This window comes from Chitinophaga sp. H8 (assembly GCF_040567655.1).
Lineage (GTDB): Bacteria > Bacteroidota > Bacteroidia > Chitinophagales > Chitinophagaceae > Chitinophaga > Chitinophaga defluvii.
Genome location: NZ_JBEXAC010000002.1, coordinates 1,579,843 through 1,604,310 on the forward strand (window position 1 = coordinate 1,579,843; position 24,468 = coordinate 1,604,310).

The 24,468-nt window shown below is 43.3% G+C and carries 18 protein-coding genes and 1 tRNA gene; 8 read left to right on the forward strand and 11 right to left on the reverse strand.

Going from position 1 to position 24,468, the window contains the following annotated elements:
* Positions 1-274 precede the first annotated feature (274 nt).
* From ABR189_RS20295 to ABR189_RS20310, 4 genes are all read right to left on the reverse strand, one after another.
* Positions 275-1,447 carry a FecR family protein gene (locus ABR189_RS20295; protein ID WP_354662304.1) on the reverse strand — a complete coding sequence of 391 codons (1,173 nt, stop codon included), beginning with the start codon at positions 1,445-1,447 and terminating at the stop codon, positions 275-277.
* A 95-nt stretch (positions 1,448-1,542) separates the two neighbouring features.
* Positions 1,543-2,130: an RNA polymerase sigma factor gene (locus ABR189_RS20300; protein WP_354662305.1), complete on the reverse strand. Its 588-nt coding sequence runs from the start codon at positions 2,128-2,130 to the stop codon at positions 1,543-1,545.
* Between the two features lie 65 nt (positions 2,131-2,195).
* Positions 2,196-2,498: a hypothetical protein gene (locus ABR189_RS20305; RefSeq protein ID WP_354662306.1), complete on the reverse strand. Its 303-nt coding sequence runs from the start codon at positions 2,496-2,498 to the stop codon at positions 2,196-2,198.
* Between the two features lie 84 nt (positions 2,499-2,582).
* Positions 2,583-4,991, reverse strand: a complete 2,409-nt coding sequence (locus ABR189_RS20310; RefSeq protein ID WP_354662307.1) for a DEAD/DEAH box helicase family protein — start codon at positions 4,989-4,991, stop codon at positions 2,583-2,585.
* 110 nt (positions 4,992-5,101) lie between these two features.
* Between ABR189_RS20310 and ABR189_RS20315 the strand changes: the two genes are divergently transcribed.
* Together ABR189_RS20315 and ABR189_RS20320 are read left to right on the forward strand one after the other, a co-directional pair.
* A complete protein-coding gene (locus tag ABR189_RS20315; RefSeq protein WP_354662308.1) occupies positions 5,102-6,457 on the forward strand; it encodes a hypothetical protein in 1,356 nt (451 codons plus the stop codon).
* A gap of 133 nt (positions 6,458-6,590) precedes the next feature.
* On the forward strand, positions 6,591-6,923 hold the full coding sequence (locus tag ABR189_RS20320) for a YegP family protein (RefSeq protein WP_354662309.1): 333 nt from the start codon (positions 6,591-6,593) through the stop codon (positions 6,921-6,923).
* A 128-nt stretch (positions 6,924-7,051) separates the two neighbouring features.
* On the opposite strand, the gene ABR189_RS20325 is transcribed toward ABR189_RS20320, so the two are convergent.
* The 3 genes from ABR189_RS20325 to ABR189_RS20335 form a co-directional block, all read right to left on the reverse strand.
* Complete coding sequence (locus ABR189_RS20325; RefSeq protein ID WP_354662310.1) at positions 7,052-9,103, reverse strand: right-handed parallel beta-helix repeat-containing protein; 2,052 nt, start codon at positions 9,101-9,103, stop codon at positions 7,052-7,054.
* An 89-nt stretch (positions 9,104-9,192) separates the two neighbouring features.
* Positions 9,193-9,633 carry a DinB family protein gene (locus ABR189_RS20330; RefSeq protein WP_354662311.1) on the reverse strand — a complete coding sequence of 147 codons (441 nt, stop codon included), beginning with the start codon at positions 9,631-9,633 and terminating at the stop codon, positions 9,193-9,195.
* A gap of 103 nt (positions 9,634-9,736) precedes the next feature.
* Positions 9,737-9,821, reverse strand: a tRNA-Ser gene (locus tag ABR189_RS20335).
* A 206-nt stretch (positions 9,822-10,027) separates the two neighbouring features.
* On the opposite strand from ABR189_RS20335, the gene ABR189_RS20340 reads away from it, so the two are divergent.
* The 4 genes from ABR189_RS20340 (at position 10,028) to ABR189_RS20355 (ending at position 16,782) form a co-directional block, all read left to right on the forward strand.
* Positions 10,028-10,591, forward strand: a complete 564-nt coding sequence (locus tag ABR189_RS20340) for an RNA polymerase sigma factor (protein ID WP_354662312.1) — start codon at positions 10,028-10,030, stop codon at positions 10,589-10,591.
* A 90-nt stretch (positions 10,592-10,681) separates the two neighbouring features.
* Entirely contained in the window at positions 10,682-11,752 is a 1,071-nt protein-coding gene (locus ABR189_RS20345) for a FecR family protein (protein ID WP_354662313.1), read from the forward strand.
* A gap of 103 nt (positions 11,753-11,855) precedes the next feature.
* The gene (locus ABR189_RS20350) at positions 11,856-15,200 is read left to right on the forward strand and encodes a SusC/RagA family TonB-linked outer membrane protein (protein WP_354662314.1); all 3,345 of its coding nucleotides are present in this window, start codon (positions 11,856-11,858) and stop codon (positions 15,198-15,200) included.
* Between the two features lie 31 nt (positions 15,201-15,231).
* Positions 15,232-16,782: a SusD/RagB family nutrient-binding outer membrane lipoprotein gene (locus ABR189_RS20355; RefSeq protein WP_354662315.1), complete on the forward strand. Its 1,551-nt coding sequence runs from the start codon at positions 15,232-15,234 to the stop codon at positions 16,780-16,782.
* Positions 16,783-17,250: 468 nt separating this feature from the next.
* Here ABR189_RS20355 and ABR189_RS20360 read toward each other — a convergent pair whose 3' ends face one another.
* Positions 17,251-18,282 carry an asparaginase gene (locus tag ABR189_RS20360; RefSeq protein WP_354662316.1) on the reverse strand — a complete coding sequence of 344 codons (1,032 nt, stop codon included), beginning with the start codon at positions 18,280-18,282 and terminating at the stop codon, positions 17,251-17,253.
* Positions 18,283-18,323: 41 nt separating this feature from the next.
* A complete protein-coding gene (locus tag ABR189_RS20365) occupies positions 18,324-19,094 on the reverse strand; it encodes a TatD family hydrolase (protein WP_354662317.1) in 771 nt (256 codons plus the stop codon).
* Positions 19,095-19,210: 116 nt separating this feature from the next.
* Here ABR189_RS20365 and ABR189_RS20370 point away from each other — a divergent pair, with 116 nt between their 5' ends.
* Complete coding sequence (locus tag ABR189_RS20370; protein ID WP_354662318.1) at positions 19,211-20,047, forward strand: hypothetical protein; 837 nt, start codon at positions 19,211-19,213, stop codon at positions 20,045-20,047.
* Positions 20,048-20,138: 91 nt separating this feature from the next.
* Here ABR189_RS20370 and ABR189_RS20375 read toward each other — a convergent pair whose 3' ends face one another.
* Positions 20,139-20,765 (reverse strand): polysaccharide deacetylase family protein, encoded by a 627-nt coding sequence (locus tag ABR189_RS20375; RefSeq protein ID WP_354662319.1) that lies wholly within the window; start codon positions 20,763-20,765, stop codon positions 20,139-20,141.
* Positions 20,766-21,018: 253 nt separating this feature from the next.
* Between ABR189_RS20375 and gltX the strand changes: the two genes are divergently transcribed.
* Positions 21,019-22,551, forward strand: a complete 1,533-nt coding sequence (gene gltX, locus ABR189_RS20380) for a glutamate--tRNA ligase (RefSeq protein WP_354662320.1) — start codon at positions 21,019-21,021, stop codon at positions 22,549-22,551.
* A gap of 141 nt (positions 22,552-22,692) precedes the next feature.
* Here the strand turns inward: gltX and ABR189_RS20385 are convergent, their stop codons facing one another.
* Positions 22,693-24,369, reverse strand: coding sequence for a glutamine--tRNA ligase/YqeY domain fusion protein (locus ABR189_RS20385; protein WP_354662321.1), 1,677 nt, complete (start codon positions 24,367-24,369; stop codon positions 22,693-22,695).
* Between the last annotated feature and the right edge of the window lie 99 nt (positions 24,370-24,468).

The following is a 24,468-nucleotide window of genomic DNA, read 5'->3' on the forward strand; positions in this document are numbered from 1 at the left end:
CAGTAAAAATCATACATTTGATTTTGGGTAAGAAAATAGGTGTTTACGCGACAATATTGATTGCCCTTTGACCGGAGATGCGCCAACATCGCCGGTTTTTTTTGTTGTAATAGCTCGGGTAGTTAATCTCTTATAAGCAACAGATTTTAAGGTTGAATAATATTATTGGTTGACTAATTGCCTCTTTTGATGGGGCGTAATCTCCTGGCTGACTTCGCTATTTATCAGGGGTAACAAAATGGATTGAAATAGGCCGGTATAATGACTTTCACTATTAATAGATAGTAACCTGTTGTCCTTCCACACTATACTTAATGCCAGCAGTATATTCCAGCATTTTAAGCACTTGCGAAATATTATAGTTACGGGAAATCTTACCATTTATTTCCCCGGTAGGGGGCTTCCCTGCAAATACAATTGTTACGTTATACCAACGGCTGATCTGTCGCATTACAGCAGGTATATCCATATTGGCAAATGCAAACTGCTCATTTTTCCAGGCAATTACGTCTTCTGTATCTACTGTTTTTACGTTGAATTTTCCGGTAGCCTCATTTATCTGGGTTTGCTGCCCCGGCGTCAGTAGTACTTCATTTTGCTGCTTTATCACTTTGATGGCACCTTCCAGCAGCGTTGTGCGCATCGTTTTTTCATTACTGTAGGCATTGATATTAAAATGTGTTCCCAGCACCTGTACAGTCGCATCACCTGCATTTACTATAAAAGGAGCGGAGGCATTTTGTGCTACTTCAAAATAGGCTTCACCGGTAAGGGATACCATCCTTTGGGTGCCGGTAAAGGCAGTAGGATATTTGAGCGAGCTGGCTGCATTGAGCCATACACCGGTGCCATCAGGTAGTGTTACATGGTACTGGCCGCCATTAGGGGTGGTAAGGGTATTAAAATGCACTGTGGCATTGGAGGAGGGTACACCTTTATAGGCAAGCGCTCCATTATTGAGCAGGATGCTGGTATTGCCCTGTTTGGCTAATGTTCCGTTATAATTACTATCCAGCGTTATTTTTGTGCCGTCTGCAAGGGTCAGCTGTGCTTTATTACCTCCGGGGGCAATGTCATTCTTCAGCTGGCTTTGTGCAATAACAGCTACCTGAGCAGGCTGCTTTTTAGTATTGATTAACCAGGCCCCTCCTACGAGCAGGATAGCTCCTATAGTGGCAGCTGCTATCAAAAGACGGTAACGGGAAGGTTTGTTTATACTTGTTGTAATGGCTTGGGTATGCAGGATGTTTTGCAGCATGGCTTCACTTTGAGCAGGCTCAAAGGGAGTTTGCTGAGGCGTAAATTCCTCCCAGGCTTCTTCTGTAAGGGCTTTAATCTCTTCCTCGCTCGCCTGCGCCAATAACTGGAAAAACGCCTCTCTTTCTGCCGGAGTGGCCGTCTTATCTACATACTTATGGAATAACCCGGTGAGTCTTTGGTTGAGCATTATAAAATACAGTTTACTATCAGATAGTGTTGCTGCGATAAAGACACAGTAAATGAGAAAAAGGGGGTATTGGGAGAAAAGAAAATTTCTATTTTTTATAGGAAAAGAAGAAAAAGCCCTGTCAGACTGGATTTACCCGCTTTTTTTATAAAGTCGCCTACAGACTTTACTGCCAGTTGGATATATTTTTTGACCGTTTCCCGGGAAATGCCCATTTGAGTGGCGATCTCGACGTGCTTCAGCCCGTCACGGCGGCTTAGCAGGTATACCTGTTGTTGTTGTGGGGGCAATTGAGCAATGGCGCTGTCAACCAGGGTGAAATAATCAGTATTGACCGGTTGTGGCTCTGTGGCTGCTGTGGTGGTTACATATTGTCCGTATTGCACCTGTTTCTTGCGATCATTGGCTAGTTTACGTAAACAGTTAAGGGTGTAATTGCGGGTGAGGATAAACAAATAAGCGGTGAATTTATCTACCGTAGCCAATTCCTGTCTGTTCATCCATACCTTCAGAAATACATCCTGTACAATTTCCGCAGTCATTTCATTAGACGCGGTGAGCAACATTACAAATTCGCCCAGCTGGTGGTGGTAAGCATGAAAAAGTTCTGTGAAGGCTTTCTCATCTCCGTGGGCTACCCGGGCCAGTAATATTGATTCATTATGAATGGGACTAATGGACAATAGTTATAAGGCTATTTTTTGATAAAATTAAGCAAACCAATAAAATGTTCAAATGGGAGGTACGGTTATTTAATAAGATTGAAAGATACGAATACAATCGTGATGCTTACGCATATCAGGGCGAAAAGAAATATATAATCTGCTATTACTTCAATGGTCTCACTGCGTTTTTCACTCTTTGATTTCATAGAAAGAAAAGACAGCAGACAGCTGGCCATCAGCAATAAAGCAGCTATTCCGGTACAGTCATCAATCATCGTAGCATGGTTAAATCCTGCCACTTTAATAGAGGTAAGTACAATCAGGCAGAACCCCAACAGATTGGTGGAGGTGTTTAATATATGGGGGGATTTACTTTTATTTGGCATAACCCATCGTATTCCTTACAAGATACATCATCTTTTGAAGAAGGTAATACATTGCGGGTATACTGTGGCGAATGGCTATTCCGATTACAGAAATATTGTATTGGGTAGCTGATAATCTTTTACAATGGGTATGGTAATCAGATAGTACTTTTTCACCTCCCCATTATGCGTTCTTTTATTTTCGCTGATCCTTTTAATAGAGGTAAAGTTTCTTTCAAACTCTGTAGCAATAATTCTCTTGGCTTCTGCAATATTTTCGGCATTCAGCTGCTGTTTTTTATCCTGGAAGAAACTATAGGGACAATTAAGGTAGGCGTCTGTACGTTTTAACAGATTGATCACCTCAATGGCTTCCAGGATAAAGCTGTCGGGGAGGTTCGTGTAATATCCCTGATGGATGATTTTTTCATTACTGCGATTGGTAACCATGTTTTGCTCGAAATGAACGAGGAACAGTTCTTTCATTTCCCTGAACCGGGAATAAGCTGTTGTTAATTCAGGATCTTCGCCGCTAGCATGGTCAATATTAGCAATACAGGTATTCAGGTATTCTTCTTTTGAGATCTCTTTATGTTCTCCTTGTTTCAGGTAATAGATAATGGTAATGATTGCCAGATTAAAGGGCGCTATTTTCCTCAGGGCGGAGATATTGATGCTTTTCCCTTCATAGAAGAACCGGTTGGTATAAATGGCTTCTTCTATTTCATTCCTTTCCCTGGCAATAATGCGCTTGCTTTTTTGAATATAGGTGATCACATTTTCAAAGGCAGTCTTAAAAGGTTGTTGTGCCAGGTCTACCCGTTGCTCATCCGTAAGCAGATGGAAAAGCGTCTGGTAAATATTATCCGGCTGCAACTCTACATGCTGGAAGTTTTTGGAGATCAGCTCAATGGTCCGGAGAGTAGCATTGGTGAACTGATTATTAATACTTGCCCAAAGCACAAAAGCAGATAACCCTTTGCCCAGGCTCTCATAGTTTTCCATGAGGATACCCTGGCTTTTGTCCAGCAGGTATTCCTGAAAAGTAGGGTAATGATATTTCAGTGCAGGAGTATCATGTGCCAGTTCATTCAGGAAGGTAATCTGAGGGTCCAGTCTGGCTGCTTCATTTTCGTAGAGGGCTTTCACTTTTGCATAGGCCTCATTGAATTTCATGGGCGAAACACCTGCCTTTCCTTCATACAGTTTATCATCCAGGCTTTCCAATTGTGTTGCCAGTGCAATGATCGTTTCGGGAGCATACATGAAAATATGGATTTCTCCTCCTTTTCTGATCCTTGCGATGGCCTGGATAATAGCAGCTGCACCATCGTTGAAAATGCCGTAATGATCATTTTTGTTGGCTGAAACGATGGGCAGTACAATGATGAGTACTGATCTGCGGTCTTCTATATTGATACCGGATTTAAAATTGGTACCGATATTATGTTCCTGCTCATTGAAGATATTGGCGGTTTCATCTATACAGATATTGGGCTGTAGTCCCAGGATCTTCCCAATAAGCCTGTTTTGCTGATTACGTTCATTCGTCAGTGCTTTGGCCAATGCTTTATGTCCTACCAGGATATTAATTTTCCGGCTGTTATAGCTTTGAATTAAAGTCGCTATTCTATTTAAAGGAAAGAGTCTTTTGCTGTTATATTGTTCTGTGGAAATATGCAGATGAAGACTTGCCTGTGTATTGGCCTTTATCCGTGGGCTATCATAAATCTTTATCCGCTTATTGGTGAGATAAGCAATATACCTGATTACAGGAATAGATGCCGGAGAATGTGTGGCCGAAGCAATGTAGCATTTGTGTGTTACATGGCGCCATTTCATTAAATAAGGGAGTAGTTCGTTTTTAAAATGAATTACAGATTCATGTATTTCATCAAAAAAGAAAACTACTTTCTTATTGGTATTAGTGATGGTTTGCAGCAGATTATCGAGGTAGCTGCTATGGTGAAATGCCTGTTCGTAAATATCTTCACCAGGGTTTTGCAGCAGACAGTTGATCGTCATGATTTGCACCGGAGCCTTTACACCTGCTGTTGCCAGCTGATGATGGAAGAGGTCGGTGCTGTCATTTGCCTGAATATGGCTGAAACTGCTGAGTTCCTGTGTGCTGAAATGTTTGCTGAGTTCCTGGTGGTCTTTTTGGGCCAGTGCTGTATTGGCACTGCAGATGATTACATAATAGCCATCCTGCTGATATTTTTTAGCGAGCTGATAGCCTGTAGTTGTTTTGCCAACACCTACAGGCAGATTGAATACAATTGTTTCTGTGCGTTGGTGATCTATTGTCTGAAAATGTTGCGCTGCATTGATTTGTTCTCCCGCATTCAATGCTATATTTAAGGTCTCCACCTCAAACTTGTCCATACCGATAATGGCAGTGTCGAGCTGGAAATAATCTATAGGAGTGTTATTTTTAACTATAAAGCGTAGTAATGTTGGCTGTAAGGAGATGTTATTGCTACCTGCGTTATTTACTGCTGCTAAATTGATCATACGGTTCGAATAGATGCGCCTTTTTAGTAATATCTTGCGCCGAATATACATAAAAGTTTGATTTACAGATTAACTTTACTCAATTTCAATCCTGAAAAATCTGATAAACCATGTTGAATCCATTAGTTAACAAGCAATTGCACCAACTGTGCATTCCCAGCAAAAAAAGACCCGGTTACAAGAGATGGGCTATTGCATTTGTGCTATTATTTTATACAGGCGTCCGTCTCCAGGCACAGGCGCCTACTGGTTATGTTAATCGCGACAAGGAGGCGAAGCGTATCTGTAAAACCTGCGATAGTTTGACGGCAACGCTTCAACATCCTGTAATATACTTCCTGGATATCCATAATAATTATAGCGAATCGGAACAACGATTCCGGGAAATGAAAAAGCAGCCATTCCTGTTAGAGGTGCCCAAACGGGAGTATGCAGAACTGAAAACACAATGGGGCGGGCAATATGATGTACAATTACTGTTTAATAATATGCTGCTGAAGATCCCCAATAAACAGCAACAGCAATTTGATTTCCGGGACCAGCTGGAAGATTACCGCGGGCTGGTTTACTGGTCAGGTAATCCTGAAGATAAGGCAGTAGAAATAGACGGCAACATTATGCTGACCGAACAGCTGTCGGCTCGTCTGGGTGTGCATAAACAATCATCTTACATCGCAAAGTTTATGGAGGATTCTCTTGCTGTGATCAGATATAAGCAAGTATATAAGCCATCAGATGCTGTCCGGAAAAACATACAGGCCCTGCTATATGACCAGATTAGTATTGGACTGGAATTGCTGAACCCTGCCATATTTCTCAACTTGTCGGGAGTAAAAACATTCACAGGGGCTGCAGAAGAATTTAAATACCAGTTTACCTTTGAATACAATGCAAAGGGACAGCTGGTGAAATTTTACGAAATATCCAGAGGAGAAAAAGAAAGTGAAACGGTAATCACCTACGAACAGGATATGCCCAGAAAGATCAGCAGAGGAGAGAATCATACCTGGGTTAACTATGCCGGAGATACGGTCATCTTAACCAATGAAAGAGAGATAGAGCGGTATCAGCTGAGCGACAGATTATTTTTAAATACAGGTAGTTATGGTATTACCGATGGATATTATCTCAATAGGTATGGCGATAAAATGCTGAGCAGCACTATCAGCAAAATAGAGGACCACTGTGTAGTAACCTATCCGCCTTACAATCCGGAACGGCTTAGTAAAACCTGCTATAACAATGATAGTTATCAACTACCATTTAAACGTACCAGCAAAGGGATGGGAGAAACGTCATCAGTTGAACTGGCTATTGAACAGATCAGCCCGGATCAGATAGATCTTACCCATTACAGAAGCCGTACCAGCCATTTTTTCCGGCAGGGAAAACTGATCGGCCTGGCATATAATGAAAAGGAAACAGACCCCAGGGTAAGTATTAAAGTTACGTTTACTTATTATTAGCAATGGACGGTGCATATCATGGAATGGAATGTTATCCATTTCATTCATTTTGTATTTGCCGGATGTTTAACGGACTTATACTTGCGACAAATATATTTTTTTGTTATCTTTCAATTACCAAAAACAACTTCTCATGGGAAAATTTGTAATTACTAAAAGCGCTAACGGAGAGTTCCGGTTCAAATTAAAAGCTGGTAATGGAGAGGTGATCCTTGTTAGTGAAGGATATACTTCAAAAGCTAATTGCCAGAATGGCATTGAATCCGTAAAAGACAATTCTCAGAAAGATGAACGGTACGAAAAAAAAGTATCCAGTAATAACAAACATTATTTCAATCTGAAAGCCAGTAATGGCCAGGTGATTGGAACCAGTGAAATGTATGAATCTGCAGGTGGCCGTGATAACGGTATCGCCTCAGTGAAAAGTAATGCCCCGGGTGCTGCTACGGATGATGAAACCGCATGAGTAGCCTTCTGAAGTTATTTTATATTAAAACAAAGAGCAGTGAATATTCACTGCTCTTTTGTTTTAATGTCACTTTTTTCTTACCAATTATTTAAGGGGTTACCAATCCTCTTGATTAAGTAGCCAAATTACACATACAGCTGATGTACAGCGCCGGTAGTATCTTTAAATTTCAATTTATTATCGGCGCTATCTACAAACAATTCATTATTTGCGCTTGCCATTGCGGATTTACTGGTGAATACTAATGCAGGTAATTGGGATATGGGCAATTTAGCGTTGGCATCTAATGTGGCCACGCCATTAGCCGACCCTTTCTGTAAAGTATCCAGCAATTGACGCCATGGAGTCCATGAAGTGGAAGAATCATCATATTGCCTGTACCAGATACCTACGGCAGCAGATTTGTAAGGATAGGCAATCTGTATCCGGCTATTATTAGTATTTTGTTTTTGAGTGAAAACCCACCAGGATGCGGATGATACCGGAGGGGTATTAGCGATAGTACCGCCACCGGCATATAATCCCCATTGATCGTATGTAATGGTGTTCAGATCGGCACCGGTAGCTGCCTGTACTCCTACCTTACTGGTATCTACTACTCCGGAAGGAAATCCTATTAATCCAAATTCTTTCCATTTCCCGGCACTAGTACTGTCCACACATACCCATCCAATAGGTTCTCCTTCATCTGGAGCATTATTATAAATAATATCCCCCTTTGTACCATTAACGGTAGGGATGGAGGAAGAGCTCCCTGTCTGGTTGTTGAATATTACCGTTCCGGTACCTTTGTCAGACAGCTTCTTGTTAGTGGAACTAATAGAAAGCGTATTGTTTTTAATGATAGTTTGTGTGATTAAAGCATCTTCAATAGCGATGGCTGCAGTACCTCTTGCATGGATACTGTTACTGTCTATGATGTTCCCGGATACGGGAGTGGTAAGCGCAATTGTACGTAGCCAAATACCATAAGAATAGGCATCTTCAATATAATTGTTACGTACTAAACAATCGCTGGTATCTCTTATCTGAATGCCGGTACCATATCCTTTGATGTGATTGCCAAACACTGTAGTGTTGATTCCAAATCTTGATATATTAAGACCGATATAGCTTGTACCTGCAATCGAGGCCCTGATAATAGTATTATCTCTTATAGAAACATTGTTATCAGTAACAGACGTTACATCAATCTGACAGTTAATACCAGTATTTTCGTTGTCAAACAGTAGGTTGTCCCGGATCGTTACATTCTTCATATACCCGCCCTGGTAAACCAGTTTGCAGTCTATCCCTCGTTCTATGTTGTTGTAAAAGATGTTTCCGTATACTTCCAGGTTTTCAACCATGTTGCCGGCAATATCAAATCCATCCCTTCCATTGTTATAGCAGATGTTATTGCACACAATAATATCCTTATGTAGATTAGGAGGAGTATCAGCCTTTGTACCCGCTAATTTCAAACCATCTGAACCATTATTGTAGGAGGTATTACTTTCATACCTGAATATATTGGCGCCTGATACCTGGAATGGCTGTAACTGGAAATCATGGGCTATACAGTTCCTGATGATACCATTGGTTACATTCTCGATCAGTACACCAATAATACCTGATAAAAATTCACAATTCTCGACAATGAGATTGGAGATATTACTGCCAGAGAGGCACTTCGTTTGGGTAGAAGCCATTTCTCCTTTAAAAGTAAGCCTGTCGATGCTTACATTATCAGCATTGCTGAGGTTTAATCCCTGGTCTATAGAATAGATCAGGGGGGTACCACTTCCGAGCAAAGTAGTATTGTCAGGGATAGTTACCGAAGATATATTATAGGTTCCACCGATAATCCGGATAGGTATCTTCAATGCTCCGGCTGCATTCAAACACCTTTGAAAAACAGGTGTGGTAGTGGTAGCCGGTTGTGCCGGATCGCCCATCAGCCCAAACCATTTAATATCAATAGGCGCATTAAAAATTCTTTTCCATCTGCCAGGGTTGGTTACAGGGGAAGTAACACTAAAGATAGTACCATCGTTGGAAGTTTCTGTGGATAATTGATCCCAGTAAAAATCTCCTCCACCGCCATCATCCCGGTTATAGTAGCCCAGAAGATGGCAAATTTCCTTGTCCGCCGTACCGGGTGTCATTTTCAGGTCAGCCACTTTTTCAATTGTCATTACAAACTAATTTAATTGTTTAATTAATTATAGTTTACAATAACAAATGTGCAGTTTCGATACGCACTGAAGTTGCGTGACCTTAAATATTAATAATCAACCACCTGCTTCAGGTGATGTTCCAGATGTACCACATAATCATTGATTAAAAATGCCAGTGTCAATGGTTGATCATTAGTCCTGCAGTACCGTTGTAAACTTTCTGTTGGTATATGCCGCATCAGTTGTGCCAGTTGTTTATTGTACAATGTCCAGAACGCAATAATCTGAGTACCGCTGATCTGTTGGTAAAAGCCATACGTATTCCATTTGTTCTGATCATATACAATCGTTGGCGTTTCTTCAAATTGCGCTCTGATAAAACGATGATGATTATTGGTAGCACTGTCTATCAGGTGTCCGATGATTTCCTTCTTACTCCATTTGGCAGGAGAAGGTTTGTGCGAGAATGTTGACTCATCTATGGCGGTTAAAAGCGGAGGGATTACATCGCATAAATATTCCAGTCTTTGGATGGCAGCGTCGATCATAAAGGATGTTTTAAACGGTTCAATAATGTGCTGACTATAGGGGAATGATCATATGAAAAAAGAAAAAGGGGCAAACCATCTTGACGATGTTTTACCCCTTTTGCGGAAAGGAAGGGATTCGAACCCTTGATACCTTGCGGTATACCCGCTTTCCAGGCGAGCCAGTTCAACCACTCCTGCACCTTTCCGGATAGTTGAGCTTTAATTTCAGGGTGGCAAAGATATAACTTTTATAGAAACTACCAAAAAACAAACTGATTTTAACTATTTTGTGCTACAAGGCAGCTTAAAGCCTATACTTTATATAACATATAGAGTTTTTGTTATCTTTAGCAAACCGCTATCCAATTCCGGACCTGTCGGATAAACCCAAAGTTACTTACCCTTCGTGCCAATGAACAGCAATGAAAGCATTCTCTGGGAAGATTTTAAAAATGGAGATGCCGGGGCATTATTTACCATTTATGAGCTCCTGTATGACGACCTGCGCAGAAACGGCCTGGCCATTACACCGGATGAAGACCTGGTAAAAGATACCATCAACCAGTTTTTTTTATACCTCTGGGATAAAAGAGACAGCCTGCAGCCTCCCGAACATCTAAAAGCCTATATTATAGTATCATTCCGGCGCAAATTGATTTATGACCTTAAAGTACACCGGAAAACAACATCACTTACCCTGGATGAAAACCTGTGTGAGCCTTCCCGCCAGGAATATATTATTGAAGATCAGTCACAACTGGAAAGACAACTCCGCGTAAAAAAGGCGATAGACAACCTCCCGAAAAGGCAGCGGGAACTGATCACGCTTAAATACTATGAAGGATTGAGCTATGAGGAAATAGCCGACAGAACTGCCCTGAGCATGCGTACTATCTATAATAAACTACATGAAGCACTGAAAACCCTGAAAGGAGAGATCCTGTGGTTTTTTATCTTGTGCTGCAGGGGGCTATAGTATAATATACCAGTGCTAAAAATAAATTTTGAAAAAAACGGGTAAAAATGAAATACCCCATTCTCTTAGTAATAGTAAAGCAATAAAAGCATGGCTTACGAGCATTATCAGCCTGAAGATTTTTTAACGGATGAATCGTTCCTTCATTACTGCCTTGGCAATAATGAGCAGGACGTGCAGTTCTGGGAAAATTGGATAAAAGATAATCCAGCGGCAACAGAAAAGGTGCTGGCAGCAAAAAAGATGTTTGCTTCAATTGTAGAGCAGGTAGGTAACCAGGAAAAATATAAAGGAGAGCTAAGTGCTTTCAAGGCATTGTTTAATGCGCATACACAAGGTATTTCACACGTTGTTCCAATATATAAACCTGCCGGCAAAAAGTTTTTCCTGCGTCCGTTAATGCGGTATGCAGCGGCAGTAGCTTTGATTATTATAGTGTCAGGAATATGGTTTTTCTCCGGTAGCCCCCGTCAGGATAAGGTTGTTGTATCACAACAACAGGATGCAGGCAGTGTTGGTAATAAAAGTACTATCACCCTTCCTGACGGGACCATCGTAACATTTAATGCGAATAGCCAGGTGAAAATGGCGGCCGGCTACAACAAAAAGAACCGTACCATCATCTTAGACGGAGAAGCTTTTTTTGATGTGGCGAAGAATGAAGACATACCCTTTACAGTGAAATGTGGAGATGTAATTACTACTGCACTGGGTACCTCGTTTATGGTTCGCTACTATCAGCATGAATCAGAAATTAAAGTATCCCTGGTAACGGGTAAAGTGAAAGTGCAATGTGCTCCCAGACAGCCAGGACAACAGGTAGATATCGTTTACCTGGATCCGGGACAACAGATCATGGTCAGCAAAAAAGCAGCGAATGAGCTGATCAGAAAGAAAGATTTTAAAATTGAGGATGCCATTATGTGGCAACATGATGAACTGACTTTCCGGGATGCCAGATTTGATGAGATTGTTATGAAACTGGAAGACTGGTATGGCGTGAAAATAGAAGTGAAAAACATGCCTGCTGTCAGCAAACACTTTACCGGAGAATTTAAAAATAAAAGCCTGAAGAATATATTAGAAGCGCTCAGCTTTATACATAAGTTTGAATACCGATTGATTGACCAAAATGTTCAGATAATTTTTCCGGAAAAATAAGCACAATACCTTTTACTGATAATACCCTTTTTCATGACATTGATTAATGTTTATGCCGTGATCCTTATGTTCTAAATTTTGTACTTTATTAAATTCCAGCTTTATGAATATCACACCTCTACCATTTTATCAAAAGATAAAACGATGGTCATTGGTAATGCTCCTTATTGCATTATTGATACCTACCCTGAAGGCACACGCTACACAGGTATTGAGAATAGGATTTAATGATGCTAAAGTAATGCAAACATTTGAGCGGATTGAATCTGTTACGTCCTTCAAATTTATATACAACCGGGAAGATATTGATGCTTCCAAAAGAGTGACCATCCAGGAAAAGGAATGGGAACTGACCGACCTGCTCAATGAAGTGTCCGAGCAAACGGCACTCAACTTCCGGATTATTGATGGTATTATAGCTATTGCGCCTAAAAATAAGAAGGGGATTAAGTTGGCTCCTTTCCATGCACCTATTGAAGTGAAAGGCCGGATCACGGATGCACAGGGACAGGCATTGCCAGGTGCAACCGTTAAAATTAAAGGAAGCACCATTGGTGTTACCGCTAATGCAAATGGCAACTTTACGATCAACGCTGCTCCGGGAGATGTACTGGTGATTTCCTATACCGGATACCTTAGTAAAGAAGTGGTGATCGGCGGAAAAATACAATTTGTAATAGTCCTGGACGAAGATACCAAGGCCCTGAACGAGGTAGTGGTAACGGCACTGGGCATACGTAAAGAGCGTAAAGCGTTGGGCTACTCCGTTTCGGAAGTAAAAGGAAGCGAACTGACGCAGGCCCGTGAGGGAAACGTTGCAAATGCACTGGTAGGTAAAGTAGCAGGGGTGAATGTAAATGCGGTAGCGGGTGGTCCGGGTGCTTCTACCAATGTACTCATTCGTGGAGTGTCCAGCCTGAATGGCTCCAACCAGCCTTTGTATGTGGTTAACGGGGTGCCGATGAGCAACCAGAGCACTGCAATTACCAGTATGTGGTCTAATGCTACCGACCTGGGCGATGGTATCGGCAACCTGAACCCGGACGATATAGAATCTATCTCTGTGTTAAAAGGTGCTGCGGCTTCCGCACTGTATGGCTCCCGCGCAAAAGCAGGTGTTATACTAATTACCACCAAGAGCGGCAGCGGCAAAGGTACTATTGAATTTAACTCCAACTATGTGGTAGAGCAGGTAATGAACGTTACGGACTGGCAGTATGAATATGGCAATGGTGCCAATGGAAATAAGCCCACCAGCGGATCCAATGCTTTTAATGTAGGGAATAACAGCTGGGGCGCTAAAATAGATGGGTCTAAAGTAGTACAGTTTGATGGGGTAGAGCGGCCTTATGTAGCACAGAAGAATAACCTGAAAAACTTCTACCGCAACGGCGGCTCCTTTACTAACACGATTTCCTTTTCAAAAGGATTAGACAATGGTGGCTTCCGCTTTTCAGCCAGTGATCTGAAGAACGATGCCGTCATTCCTAATGCAGGTTTAAAACGCAAAACGTTTAACGTATCTGCGAATTACAATATTACCAAACGACTCCAGGTAGATGCACGGGTAAACTACATTGTGGAAGATACAAAGAACCGCCCCATCCTCAATGATGGTCCGGGTAACTCCAGTTTTCAGGTAATGTTCCTGCCTACTACCCTGGATGTAAATACGCTGAAACCCGGCTACCAACCTAATGGTAATGAATTGAGCTTTACTAATAACTCCTATGCTACCAACCCCTGGTTTGCAGCAGAAAAGTTTGTCAATAATACAAACCGTAACCGGTTTATCGGATCGGCCAGTCTGAGATATACTTTTGATAATGGCTTCTTTATGCAGGCCCGCGCGGGAAGGGATCAGTACAACAATCGGAATACTTTCATCGTACCAAGTGGTACCGCTTATCTGCCCAATGGATCTGTAACAGAAGGGAATATCAACTTCTCTGAAACAAACGTAGACGGTTTAATCGGTATGACGGTAAAAGTAAAGAACGATCTTACTATCACGCCTACACTGGGTGCTAACCTTCAGAAAGTAAGTCTGGAAAATACCGCCCTGGGAGGTGCTAATATGAATATCCCTTTTACCTATGATATTTCTAATGCTAAAAACCAAAGCAGCGCTTATAGCATTACCCGCCAGGAAGTACAATCGGTGTATGGTACATTGGAACTGGCCTATAAAGGATTCCTTTATCTGAACGCTTCCGGCCGTAACGACTGGTTCTCTACCATGGCTCCTTCCAATAAGCTGGATGTGTTTTATCCATCTGTAAGTACCTCCCTGGTGTTTTCTGAACTGGTAAATGCTCCCTGGCTGAGCTTCGGTAAATTAAGGGCAGGTTATGCTGTGGTAGGTGCTGCTACACAACCTTATCAAACCTTGCTGAACTACGGTATAGGACTGCAAAACGAAGCCAATGCTTTTGTTAATACTATCAATGGAAAGGCTTTGGGCCGTATTATCAACAATAGTATTCCTTCAGGTACATTGCTTCCTTCAAAAGCAAGCGAGCTCGAAATCGGTACAGAAGTACGTTTCCTGGGCAACCGCTTAGGACTGGACCTTACCTGGTACGATAAAAAGTCAAAGGATGAAATCGTGCAGTCAACGGCTTCTGTTACTTCAGGATATGCTTTTGTAGTGCTGAATATTGGTGAGCTCCGGAACACCGGGTTTGAAGCCTTGATTACAGGTATCCCCTATGAAAGTAAAAACTTCCGATGGACGACCTCCCTCAATGGATCTATTAATAACAACAAAGTAATAGCACTGGCAGCAGGGCAAACAGATTTAGCAGTGGCGGGTTCCAGAACCGACAATGCAAATTTGAGCAATATCGTAGGCCTGCCCGTAAATCAGATCAGGGCATACGACTATAAATATGATGCCTCTGGAAAACTGGAAGTGAATTCAAATGGCGCTCCGGTAAAGGGGGAGCTGAAGAGCTTTGGATCCGGTTATCATAAATGGACAGGTGGATGGAACAATGAATTTTCTTATAAACGCTTCAATTTATCAGTGCTGATAGATGGAAAGTTTGGGGGCAAAATATTTTCCGGTACGGATTTTTATGGCTACCAGTTTGGATTGCATAAGGCTACATTGGAAGGCAGAGAGAAAACTTACGGCACTTCTAATGCTACGGCACAAACCTATTACCGCGATCTGTCCAATAATGTTTCTGCACTTTTTGTACACGATGCCAGCTTTGTCAAATTGCGTCAGATCACCCTGGGATATAGCTTCCCGGCTAAGATGTTTAACAACGTAATACAGGGACTTACATTGAGCGCAGTGGGCCGTAATCTGTTTTTACTGATGCGGAAAACAGATAATATCGATCCGGAAGCTGCTTATTCCAATGTGGCCCAGGGCCTTGAACTAGGTGGCGTACCGCCTGTACGGAGTTTTGGTTTTAACCTGAATGTTAAATTCTAAGTGTACAAGCATTAAAAAAACTGAAATGAAGATGAAAAAACTTTTAGCTAAAAAATATACAGCAATCTGCCTGGCAGGTGGATTACTATTGGCAGGATGTACCAAAGATTTTCTGGAAATAAACACCAATCCATCCAGCTATACGCCCGCTAACTATGATCCTAACTTCTTGTTTACGTCTGCACAGCTTACCTATACGGGTAGCAGGGATAATGGGTATGAAGTGTGGCGGTCCAATCTGGGGGTATCTTCCAGTATGATGCAGCAACTCACTTCTACGGTGGCAAACTGGCCGGGTGATAAATATGTACAGAATGAAGGATTTACTGCGGCTTATTGGGGTACGGCGGTGTCGGGGGCTTATATAGAACAGGTAAACCCTATTGTGGAAGTAGTGAAATTTACCGAAGGAAAGGAGAAGTATAAAAATCTGTATCAGATGGCACGCATCATGCGCGCTATGATCCTGCAGCGTATTACAGACCAATATGGGGATGTTCCTTACTTTAATGCGGGTCTCGGCCTTTATTCCCAGGTGTATTTCCCGGTATATGATGAGCAGTCAAAAATATATGCCGACCTGCTGAAAGAAATCGAAGAAGCAACGAACGCGCTGGATCCGGCAGGAGATAAGCCTCCGGGAGATCTGTATTACAACGGAGATGTAGAAAAGTGGAAACGCTTTGGCAATACGCTCTTGTTACGTACGGCAATGCGCCTCACAAAAGTGGCGCCAGCTACTGCGCAGGAGTATGTGAAAAAGGTAGTTGGCAAAACCATGCAGGATAACAGCGATAATGCACTGGTGAAACACGATGCTTCCGGTGGTCGTGTTACCGTAAACCGCTTTAGCCTTGTGTTCGGGTTGAATGATATTGCACCTTTCACCAGGCTTTCTAAAACCTATATAGATTTCCTCAAAAATAACAATGACCCCAGGTTAGGGGTGATAGCACAATTAGGAAATGGCGACAGAACACCTGCCAACCAAAAGGGAATGCCTAATGGTTATGATCAGCAGGGCGGACCGAATAATATTACGAATGCCCCTGGCTTTACCGGGTTGAACGATTATTCTTTCGTAAGTCCTCCATTTCTGAAATTAGACGCCCCTACCCTGGCACTTACCTACGCAGAAGCTGAATTGTTGCTGGCAGATGCTGCTCAGCGCTGGAATATTGCCGGTTCAGCCCAAACACACTACGATAATGGCGTAAAAGCCGCGATTACCCAATACAGCGTTTTTGGGGCGGATGCAGCGGTGGAAGATAATGCGGCGGCGGCTTACCTGGCAGCGCATCCTTATAACGCGGCAAAGGGCCTGGAAATGATTAATACACAGTTCTGGGCAGCTACTCTCTTCAATGGATATGAGGCCTGGAATAACTGGAGAAGAACAGGTTACCCCCAACTTACCCCTGTTGCTTATCCGGGCAACCTAACCAATGGTACAATACCACGCCGTTTAACCTATCCGCTGGCGGAAGCAAGTGATAACCCTGTTAATTATAAAAAAGCAAGTGAAAGTGTGCCTGGTGGTGATAAACTAACCAGCAGAGTATGGTGGGATACCGCTAACTAAGAAAAATGAGTGATGCAGGAGGCTGGCCGGTGATGGTCGGCCTCTTTTTTATGGGAGCCTGCGCTGGGGAAAAAGCGGTCAGCCTTTAGCTATTAGCTGTTAGCCTAATGCAGCGGGTATGTAAACTTTAATCCGGATTATTTAACATGGGTGTAAACCTATTTTAGGACGAGTCACCCTATGCTTGAAGCATAGTTAAAGCATAGTTAAAGCATGGTTAAAGCATAGATAGAGTATGAATAGAGCATAAAAGGCTATGAAATGGGTTTAACAAAACCATCCTGTGGGGCAAAATTACCACACAGGCAACAGATCATTAGCATATAACTATCATTGAACCATCCGCTGCATTGAGCTAACAGCTAACAGCTAACAGCTAAAGTCTAATAGCTATTATTACCACACATATAAGCCAATCACTCGCTGCATTAGGCTAAAAGCTAATAGCTAAAGGCTAACAGCTAATAATTAATAGCTATTAGCCGGCGTCAGTTCTCCCCTCAATGAAGTTTCGATTAACAGTTTGGTTTCTTCCAGCGGCAGGTTCAGACCAAGTACAAACATGAGTTTGGTAATGGCTGCTTCAAAGGTCATATCATGACCGCTGATAACACCTATTTTTTGCAGGTGCTGGCTGGTTTCATATTTCCCTAGTTCTACAGATCCACCATCGCACTGGGTGATGTCTACGATGATAGCCCCATTGTCTATCACTTTTTTGAGGCTTTCCACAAACCAGGACTGTGTGGTCGTATTACCACTGCCAAAGGTTTCCAGGAGCACTCCTTTCAGACCGGGTACACCCAGGGTGGCTTCTACTGCTTTACGGGTAATACCGGGGAATATTTTAAGTACAGTAACATTGGTTTCCAGTTCTTTATGCACCTTCAGCGGCTGCTCCGGAGAAGGCAGTACATACTGGTTCTTATATTTTATTTCAATGCCGGCCTCTGCCAGCGCAGGATAGTTCATGGAGTAAAAGGCTTCAAACTTTTCCGCATTGTATTTCTTGGAGCGGTTGCCACGGAACAGGGAAAAATCAAAGTAAATACATACTTCCGGAACCATTACTGTCCCGTTATGACGGGTTGCAGCAATTTCCATTGCGGTGATGATATTCTCCTTGGCATCCGTCCGTATCTTGCCAATAGGCAACTGGGAGCCGGTAAGAATAACTGGTTTGGAAAGGTTTTCCAGCATAAAGCTGAGGGCAGAAGCCGTAAAGGACATGGTATCAGAACCATGAAGAATCACAAATCCATCATAGCGGTCGTACCGGTCTTCAATGATACTGGCCAGCTCTACCCATATTTCCGGTTGCATGTCTGACGAATCTATGGGAGGATTAAACGCATATACGTAGAAGTCAATTCCCATCCGGTATAGTTCCGGTAAATTATTCCTGATCTCATTAAATCCTATCGGACGTAGCGCTTTAGTCTTATCATCATAGATCATACCTACCGTACCGCCCGTGTAAATGATTAAAATCTTACTCATTCTGTTGGTGCCAATTGCCTGCAAAGGTATCTACTAAACACTTAGAGCATTTTAAATAATTTGAGCGCATTGGTTGTTGTAATAGCGGCTACGTCGGCAATTTTTAGATTTTTTATATCAGCCACCTTTTCACCCACCAGTGGGATATAGGCACTTTCATTGCGTTTTCCCCTGTATGGAACCGGGGCCAGATAAGGTGCATCTGTTTCCAGTAGGATATGTTCCAGGGGGATTTGCTCCACAATTTTATCCAGCCCCGACTTCTTGAAAGTCACTACACCGCCTATGCCCAGGTAAAAACCCAGGTCAATAACTTCCTGGGCTTCTTGCAATGTTCCGGAAAAACAATGAAAAACCCCTGTAAGACTGCCATCCTGAAGCGCTTTTACCTCATCTATACACTGGCGGGTAGATTCCCGGCTATGAATGGCTACCGGCAGCTGGTAGGTTTTGGCCAGCTGTAACTGCTCCCGGAAGGCTTCGTATTGCTGCTCCCGGAACGTGGTATCCCAGTAAAAATCCAGTCCTATTTCCCCGATGGCATGAAAGGGGCGCTTGGCCAGCCACGCTTTTACAGTGGCCATTTCCTCAGCTACATTTTCCTTGACATAACAGGGATGAAGCCCCATCATGGCAAAACAATGCCCAGGGTATTGGTTTTCAAGCTCCAACATGCCAGGAATGGCCTGCTGGTCTATGTTGGGTAAGAATATTTTGTCAACACCCGCTGCCAACGCACGTTCTACCATTGCTGCCCTGTCCTCGGAAAACTCTTCCCCGTATAAATGAGCATGGGTATCTATCCAATACATAATATTTTTATTGAAAGTGTTAAAATTTATTAGATTTGTAAAAATTATAATACCAAGGCTTTGCCCTCCCGCAAAGGTAAAGTCAGAAAAACCTATTTGCTAAAAAAAACTATACTATGAGAAGCTACTTTAGTACTAACCGTGTCCTTGCTGCTGCTATTCTGGGCATAGCAGTAATCACGCTTTTCTTTGCCTGCAAAAAAGATAATAATGGGGATGATGCGCCTGTGATAGACGAACAGGATAATATCACCATTGCTGCTGCCGCTCATGAAGGGGCGTCCGATGCGTTGTACAATGATCTGTTTGAAACAGCGGCCGGCGTGATTGCAACAGAAGGCCTGGAAGCCAGAACTTCCGAAACGGGCATATGCGTTCCTTCCATCATGATTGATAATGTGGCTCCCAACGTATGGCCTAAGACGATAAAGATTGACTTTGGTACTGCCTGTGCGGATAATCATGGACGGGTACGCAGCGGGATACTATGGGTAAAACTTTCCAGCCCTTTGACCCAGCAAAATGCTAAGGTGGTGATCCGGTTAGACAACTACAAAGTGAATGATATTAAAATTGAAGGGATAGACAGCATCACGAATCTTTCCGGTACCGCCGGCAAATTTAAATACAGTACTGTCATCACCGGTGGTAAGGTAACAAGAGATACCATCAGCTGGAACTACAGCTGCGATAAAACAATTACAAGGGAGGAAGCAGGTGTTTACAGCGTAGAAGGTACGGCTACACTTTCTTACCCTAATGGTAATGTTGCAAAGGTGACTACGATAGCTCCGCTCATTAAAAGCCTCAGCTGCGCCTGGATAGAAAAAGGGCAGGCAAAAATAGAACTGAACAACCGTACCGGTATTATTGATTATGGTAATGGGGTATGCGATAGCCTGGCTTCCATTACAGTGGGCGATAAACACAAAGAGATAAAACTACCGAGATAATTTCAGCTGATTCAACCTAACCTGTCTATACCTGCTGATAAAATAAGCCACTGGCAATATGCTGGTGGCTTATTGTTTAAAAATAATGTAATCAGGAAGGTATCGCCAGCATTTCCAGCTTTTGTTTTTTGCAGTATTCCAGTACCCTGGGCAGTGCATAAGACAGACGGTCCCATGCTTTGGTACTGTCGTGAAACACCACAATGGACCCCGGTTGCATTTTGAATACCACATTCTGTACACAGGTATCACCGGTAATGCCCGGATCAAAATCACCACTCAGCACATCCCACATAATTATTTTAGTACCAGGCATGCTGGATTTCAGGTGTTTGATCTGGAAAGGCGTGATCCGCCCATATGGCGGACGGAAAAGAGGTGAATGAATGTATTGCTGTGCGGTGGTTATGTTTTCCAGATATTTATCAGTACTTGTTTTCCAGCCGTTCAGGTGATTATGTGTATGATTGCCTACGGTATGTCCCTCCTGCAAAATCTGCTGATAGATTTCAGGGTATTCCACTACGTTCTTACCAATACAAAAAAAGGTGGCTTTTGCCTCATACTTTTTTAATTGCTCCAGGACAAAGGGAGTAGCCGTAGGATGAGGGCCGTCATCAAATGTCAGGTATACTGCATTGCTGGCCGGAGAAAAGTTCCAGATACAACTTTTATACATGGCTTTGAGGATACCCGGCGTTTTTGTAAGATAGAACATAAGTGGCTGTTTAGCTTTTAGCTTTTAGCTTTTAGCTTTTAGCTTTTAGCTTTTAGCTTTTAGCTTTTAGCTTGGAAAAGACATTTATAAAGGTAGGTAAAAAACCTTTATTGACGAAGATGCTTACAGCCGCTGTGTCTGCTGCCCTGCGAGGCTCGAGGCTCGAAGCTCGTAGCTCATGGCTCTCAGCTCTTCTCACGGCTTACAGCGCTCCACACACAGCTAAAAGCTAATTTTCTTACCTTTGCCGCCTATGAAAGATAAAAAGGTAAGAGTACGTTTTGCACCTAGTCCTACAGGAGGTCTTCACCTGGGAGGGGTACGTACCGTTTTGTTCAATTATTTGTTTGCCAGACAGCATAAAGGTGATTTTGTGCTGCGGATAGAAGATACAGATCAAACCCGTTACGTACCTGGTGCGGAAGAATATATCATGGAGTGTTTGCGTTGGTGCGGCCTTAATCCGGACGAAAGCCCGAATGTAGGAGGACCGTATGGTCCTTACCGCCAAAGTGAGCGAAAACCTTTGTACCGCCAGTATGCAGAACAGCTGGTAGCATCCGGCCATGCTTATTACGCATTTGATACACCGGAAGAACTGGAGTCTATGCGGGAAAGGCTGAAGTCGGCTGAAAACCCTGCTCCCCAATACAACCATGTGGTAAGAGCGCAGATGCGCAACTCCCTGAGTATGCCTGATGCGGAAGTACAGGAACTCCTGGTCAAAAATACCCCCCATGTGATCCGTATTAAGATGCCTGTGGGTGAAGAGGTGGCTTTTACGGATATGGTAAGAGGGCATGTTTCCTTCCATGCAGGTATGGTAGATGATAAAGTGCTGCTGAAAGCGGATGGGATGCCTACCTATCACCTGGCTGTAGTGGTAGATGATTATTTAATGAAGATCACCCATGCTTTCCGTGGGGAAGAATGGCTGCCCTCTGCGCCGGTACATATTTTATTGTGGATATACCTGGGATGGGAAGCTCACATGCCCCAATGGGCGCATCTGCCGCTGATCTTAAAACCGGATGGTAACGGAAAGCTGAGCAAACGCGATGGAGACCGTTTAGGCTTCCCGGTATATGCGATGAACTGGGCAGATCCAAAAACAGGTGAATTAACTAAGGGGTTCCGGGAAATAGGATTTTTGCCGGAAGCGTTCATCAATATGCTGGCAGTACTGGGCTGGAACGATGGTACCGAACAGGAAATATTTTCACTGGATGAACTGGTGGAAAAATTCTCTATGGAACGGGTGCATAAAGCAGGTGCCAAATTTGATTTTGAAAAAGCAAAATGGTTCAATCACCAATACCTGGTAAAGAAAGACAATGATGCACTGGCACAGTTGTTCTTACCGGTACTACAGGAAAAAAATATTGTGGCGGATCCGGCTTATGTAGCTACAGTAGCAGGACTGGTGAAAGAACGTTGTCATTTCATCAACGAAATCTGGGACCATGGGTTCTTCTTCTTCGAGGAGCCGCAAAGCTATGATGTAGCTGCCGTGAAGCCTAAATGGACACCGGAGAAAGCACAGTTCTTCACAGCATGGGGAGCGCAGCTGGATGCTTTGTCCGCATTCACCGCAGTGGAACTGGAAGCCAGCTTCAAAGCACTGGCTGCTGAAAAAGGGATCAAGATGGGAGAGCTACAGCTACCCTTCCGCATCATGTTATGTGGTGGTAAGTTTGGCCCCCCGGTGTTTGATATTGCTGCTACCTTAGGTAAGGCTGCAACACAAGAACGCATTAAAAAAGGACTGGAAGCATTCGCAGAATAACGTAACGGTTTTGTGTGCCCTCAGCCACATTTATACATTTATAACCTTAATTCGCTGCATTAGGCTAAGAGCTAATAGCTAAAGGCTAACAGCTTAAAAACCCAAAGGGGGTTCCAGCAATGGAACCCCCTTTGGGTTTTATTATCTTCCTTTGGAAGTTTCCTTAGCCCAGGCATCCTTTAAGGTAACTGTACGGTTAAATACAATCTTATCATTGCTGGAATCCGGATCTACCGTGAAATATCCTTTGCGCAGGAACTGGAAGCGGTCACCTGGCTTGGCTTGCAGCAGGCTCGGCTCAATGTAAGCCTTCTCAACTATATGCAAAGAGTCAGGGTTGATATACGCTTTAAAATCGCCCTCTTCATTGCTGGGGTTTTCCGCCTTAAACAGCCGGTCGTATAAGCGCACTTCGGCAGTAGCAGCATGTGCCACGCTTACCCAGTGCAGGGTGCCTTTTACATTGATACCACTGGTATCTGCACTGCTCTTGCTCTCCGGAATATAACTGCAATAAATAGTAGTTACCTGTCCGTTGGCATCCTTTTCAAAGCTATCGCATTTAACGATATAGGCATGTTTCAAACGCACCATCAGACCTGGTCCTAAACGGAAGAACTTCTTAGGTGGGTTCTCCATAAAATCTTCCCGCTCTATATACAGGGTATTGCTGAACGGGAGGGTACGATGACCTGCACTGGCATCTTCCGGATTATTTTCGGAGATCAGTTCTTCGGTCTTACCTTCCGGATAGTTGGTGATCACCAGTTTTACCGGATCCAGTACCGCCATTACCCGGTTGGCCGTTTTATTCAGTTCCTCCCGGATACAGAATTCCAGCAGACTCAGGTCTATCATCAGATTATCCCTTTTCTGTACACCGGTACGTTCTTCGCAAAGCGTACGTATGCTGGTAGCAGTATATCCACGGCGGCGTAATCCACTGAGCGTAGGCATACGGGGGTCATCCCAGCCATTTACAAAACCTTCTTCTACCAGTTGTTTCAGCTTACGTTTGCTCATTACCGTATAGGTAAGATTAAAGCGGGCAAATTCATACTGACGGGATGGGAAGATCCCCAATTGCTCAATGAACCAGTCGTATAGCGGACGGTGAGGTATAAACTCCAGTGTACATACGGAGTGTGTGATCTGTTCAATACTATCACTTTGCCCGTGCGCAAAATCATACATAGGGTAAATGCACCACTTGTTACCGGTACGGTGATGAGGGGCATGTTTAATGCGGTACATCAACGGGTCACGCAGGTGCATATTGGGAGATGCCAGGTCCATCTTGGCCCTTAACACCTTTTCCCCGTCCTGGAATTCGCCCTTGCGCATACGCTCAAACAGATCGAGGTTCTCTGCTACAGAACGGCTGCGGGCAGGCGTAGGCTTACCCGGAACGGTAGGAGAACCCTTCATGGTGGCGATCTCTTCAGCAGTAGCATCTTCCACATAAGCCAGCCCTTTTTCTATCAGCTGTACGGCAAAGGCATATAATTGGTCAAAATAATCAGAAGCATACAGCTCATTAGCCCACTCAAACCCCAGCCAGCGTATATCAGCCTTGATAGAGTCTACATACTCTGTATCCTCCGTTACCGGATTGGTATCGTCAAAGCGCAGGTTGGTTTTACCATTGAACTTATTGGCCAGGCCAAAGTTCAGGCAAATGGATTTGGCATGGCCTATATGCAGATAACCATTGGGTTCGGGTGGAAACCGGGTGTGCACCCGCCCGCCATTTACCCCATTGGCTACATCTTCTTCAATGATTTGTTCTATAAAATTGAGAGGTTTCTCTTCGCTCATAAAAAAAATACGTTTTTCAGGACGACAAAGGTAAGAAATAGCTGGAAGCTAACAGCTATTAGGTTTTAGGGGGTGGCTAACAGCTATTTCCGTACATTT

What these genes read in the sequence shown, in the direction of transcription:
- ABR189_RS20295 (WP_354662304.1), bottom strand. Translation starts at nt 1,447, where the DNA reads ATGCTCAACCAAAGACTCACCGGGTTATTCCATAAGTATGTAGATAAG.
- ABR189_RS20305 (WP_354662306.1), bottom strand. Translation starts at nt 2,498, where the DNA reads ATGCCAAATAAAAGTAAATCCCCCCATATATTAAACACCTCCACCAAT.
- ABR189_RS20310 (WP_354662307.1), bottom strand. Translation starts at nt 4,991, where the DNA reads ATGATCAATTTAGCAGCAGTAAATAACGCAGGTAGCAATAACATCTCC.
- ABR189_RS20315 (WP_354662308.1), top strand. Translation starts at nt 5,102, where the DNA reads ATGTTGAATCCATTAGTTAACAAGCAATTGCACCAACTGTGCATTCCC.
- ABR189_RS20320 (WP_354662309.1), top strand. Translation starts at nt 6,591, where the DNA reads ATGGGAAAATTTGTAATTACTAAAAGCGCTAACGGAGAGTTCCGGTTC.
- ABR189_RS20325 (WP_354662310.1), bottom strand. Translation starts at nt 9,103, where the DNA reads ATGACAATTGAAAAAGTGGCTGACCTGAAAATGACACCCGGTACGGCG.
- ABR189_RS20330 (WP_354662311.1), bottom strand. Translation starts at nt 9,633, where the DNA reads ATGATCGACGCTGCCATCCAAAGACTGGAATATTTATGCGATGTAATC.
- ABR189_RS20340 (WP_354662312.1), top strand. Translation starts at nt 10,028, where the DNA reads ATGAACAGCAATGAAAGCATTCTCTGGGAAGATTTTAAAAATGGAGAT.
- ABR189_RS20345 (WP_354662313.1), top strand. Translation starts at nt 10,682, where the DNA reads ATGGCTTACGAGCATTATCAGCCTGAAGATTTTTTAACGGATGAATCG.
- ABR189_RS20350 (WP_354662314.1), top strand. Translation starts at nt 11,856, where the DNA reads ATGAATATCACACCTCTACCATTTTATCAAAAGATAAAACGATGGTCA.
- ABR189_RS20355 (WP_354662315.1), top strand. Translation starts at nt 15,232, where the DNA reads ATGAAAAAACTTTTAGCTAAAAAATATACAGCAATCTGCCTGGCAGGT.
- ABR189_RS20360 (WP_354662316.1), bottom strand. Translation starts at nt 18,282, where the DNA reads ATGAGTAAGATTTTAATCATTTACACGGGCGGTACGGTAGGTATGATC.
- ABR189_RS20365 (WP_354662317.1), bottom strand. Translation starts at nt 19,094, where the DNA reads ATGTATTGGATAGATACCCATGCTCATTTATACGGGGAAGAGTTTTCC.
- ABR189_RS20370 (WP_354662318.1), top strand. Translation starts at nt 19,211, where the DNA reads ATGAGAAGCTACTTTAGTACTAACCGTGTCCTTGCTGCTGCTATTCTG.
- ABR189_RS20375 (WP_354662319.1), bottom strand. Translation starts at nt 20,765, where the DNA reads ATGTTCTATCTTACAAAAACGCCGGGTATCCTCAAAGCCATGTATAAA.
- gltX (WP_354662320.1), top strand. Translation starts at nt 21,019, where the DNA reads ATGAAAGATAAAAAGGTAAGAGTACGTTTTGCACCTAGTCCTACAGGA.
- ABR189_RS20385 (WP_354662321.1), bottom strand. Translation starts at nt 24,369, where the DNA reads ATGAGCGAAGAGAAACCTCTCAATTTTATAGAACAAATCATTGAAGAA.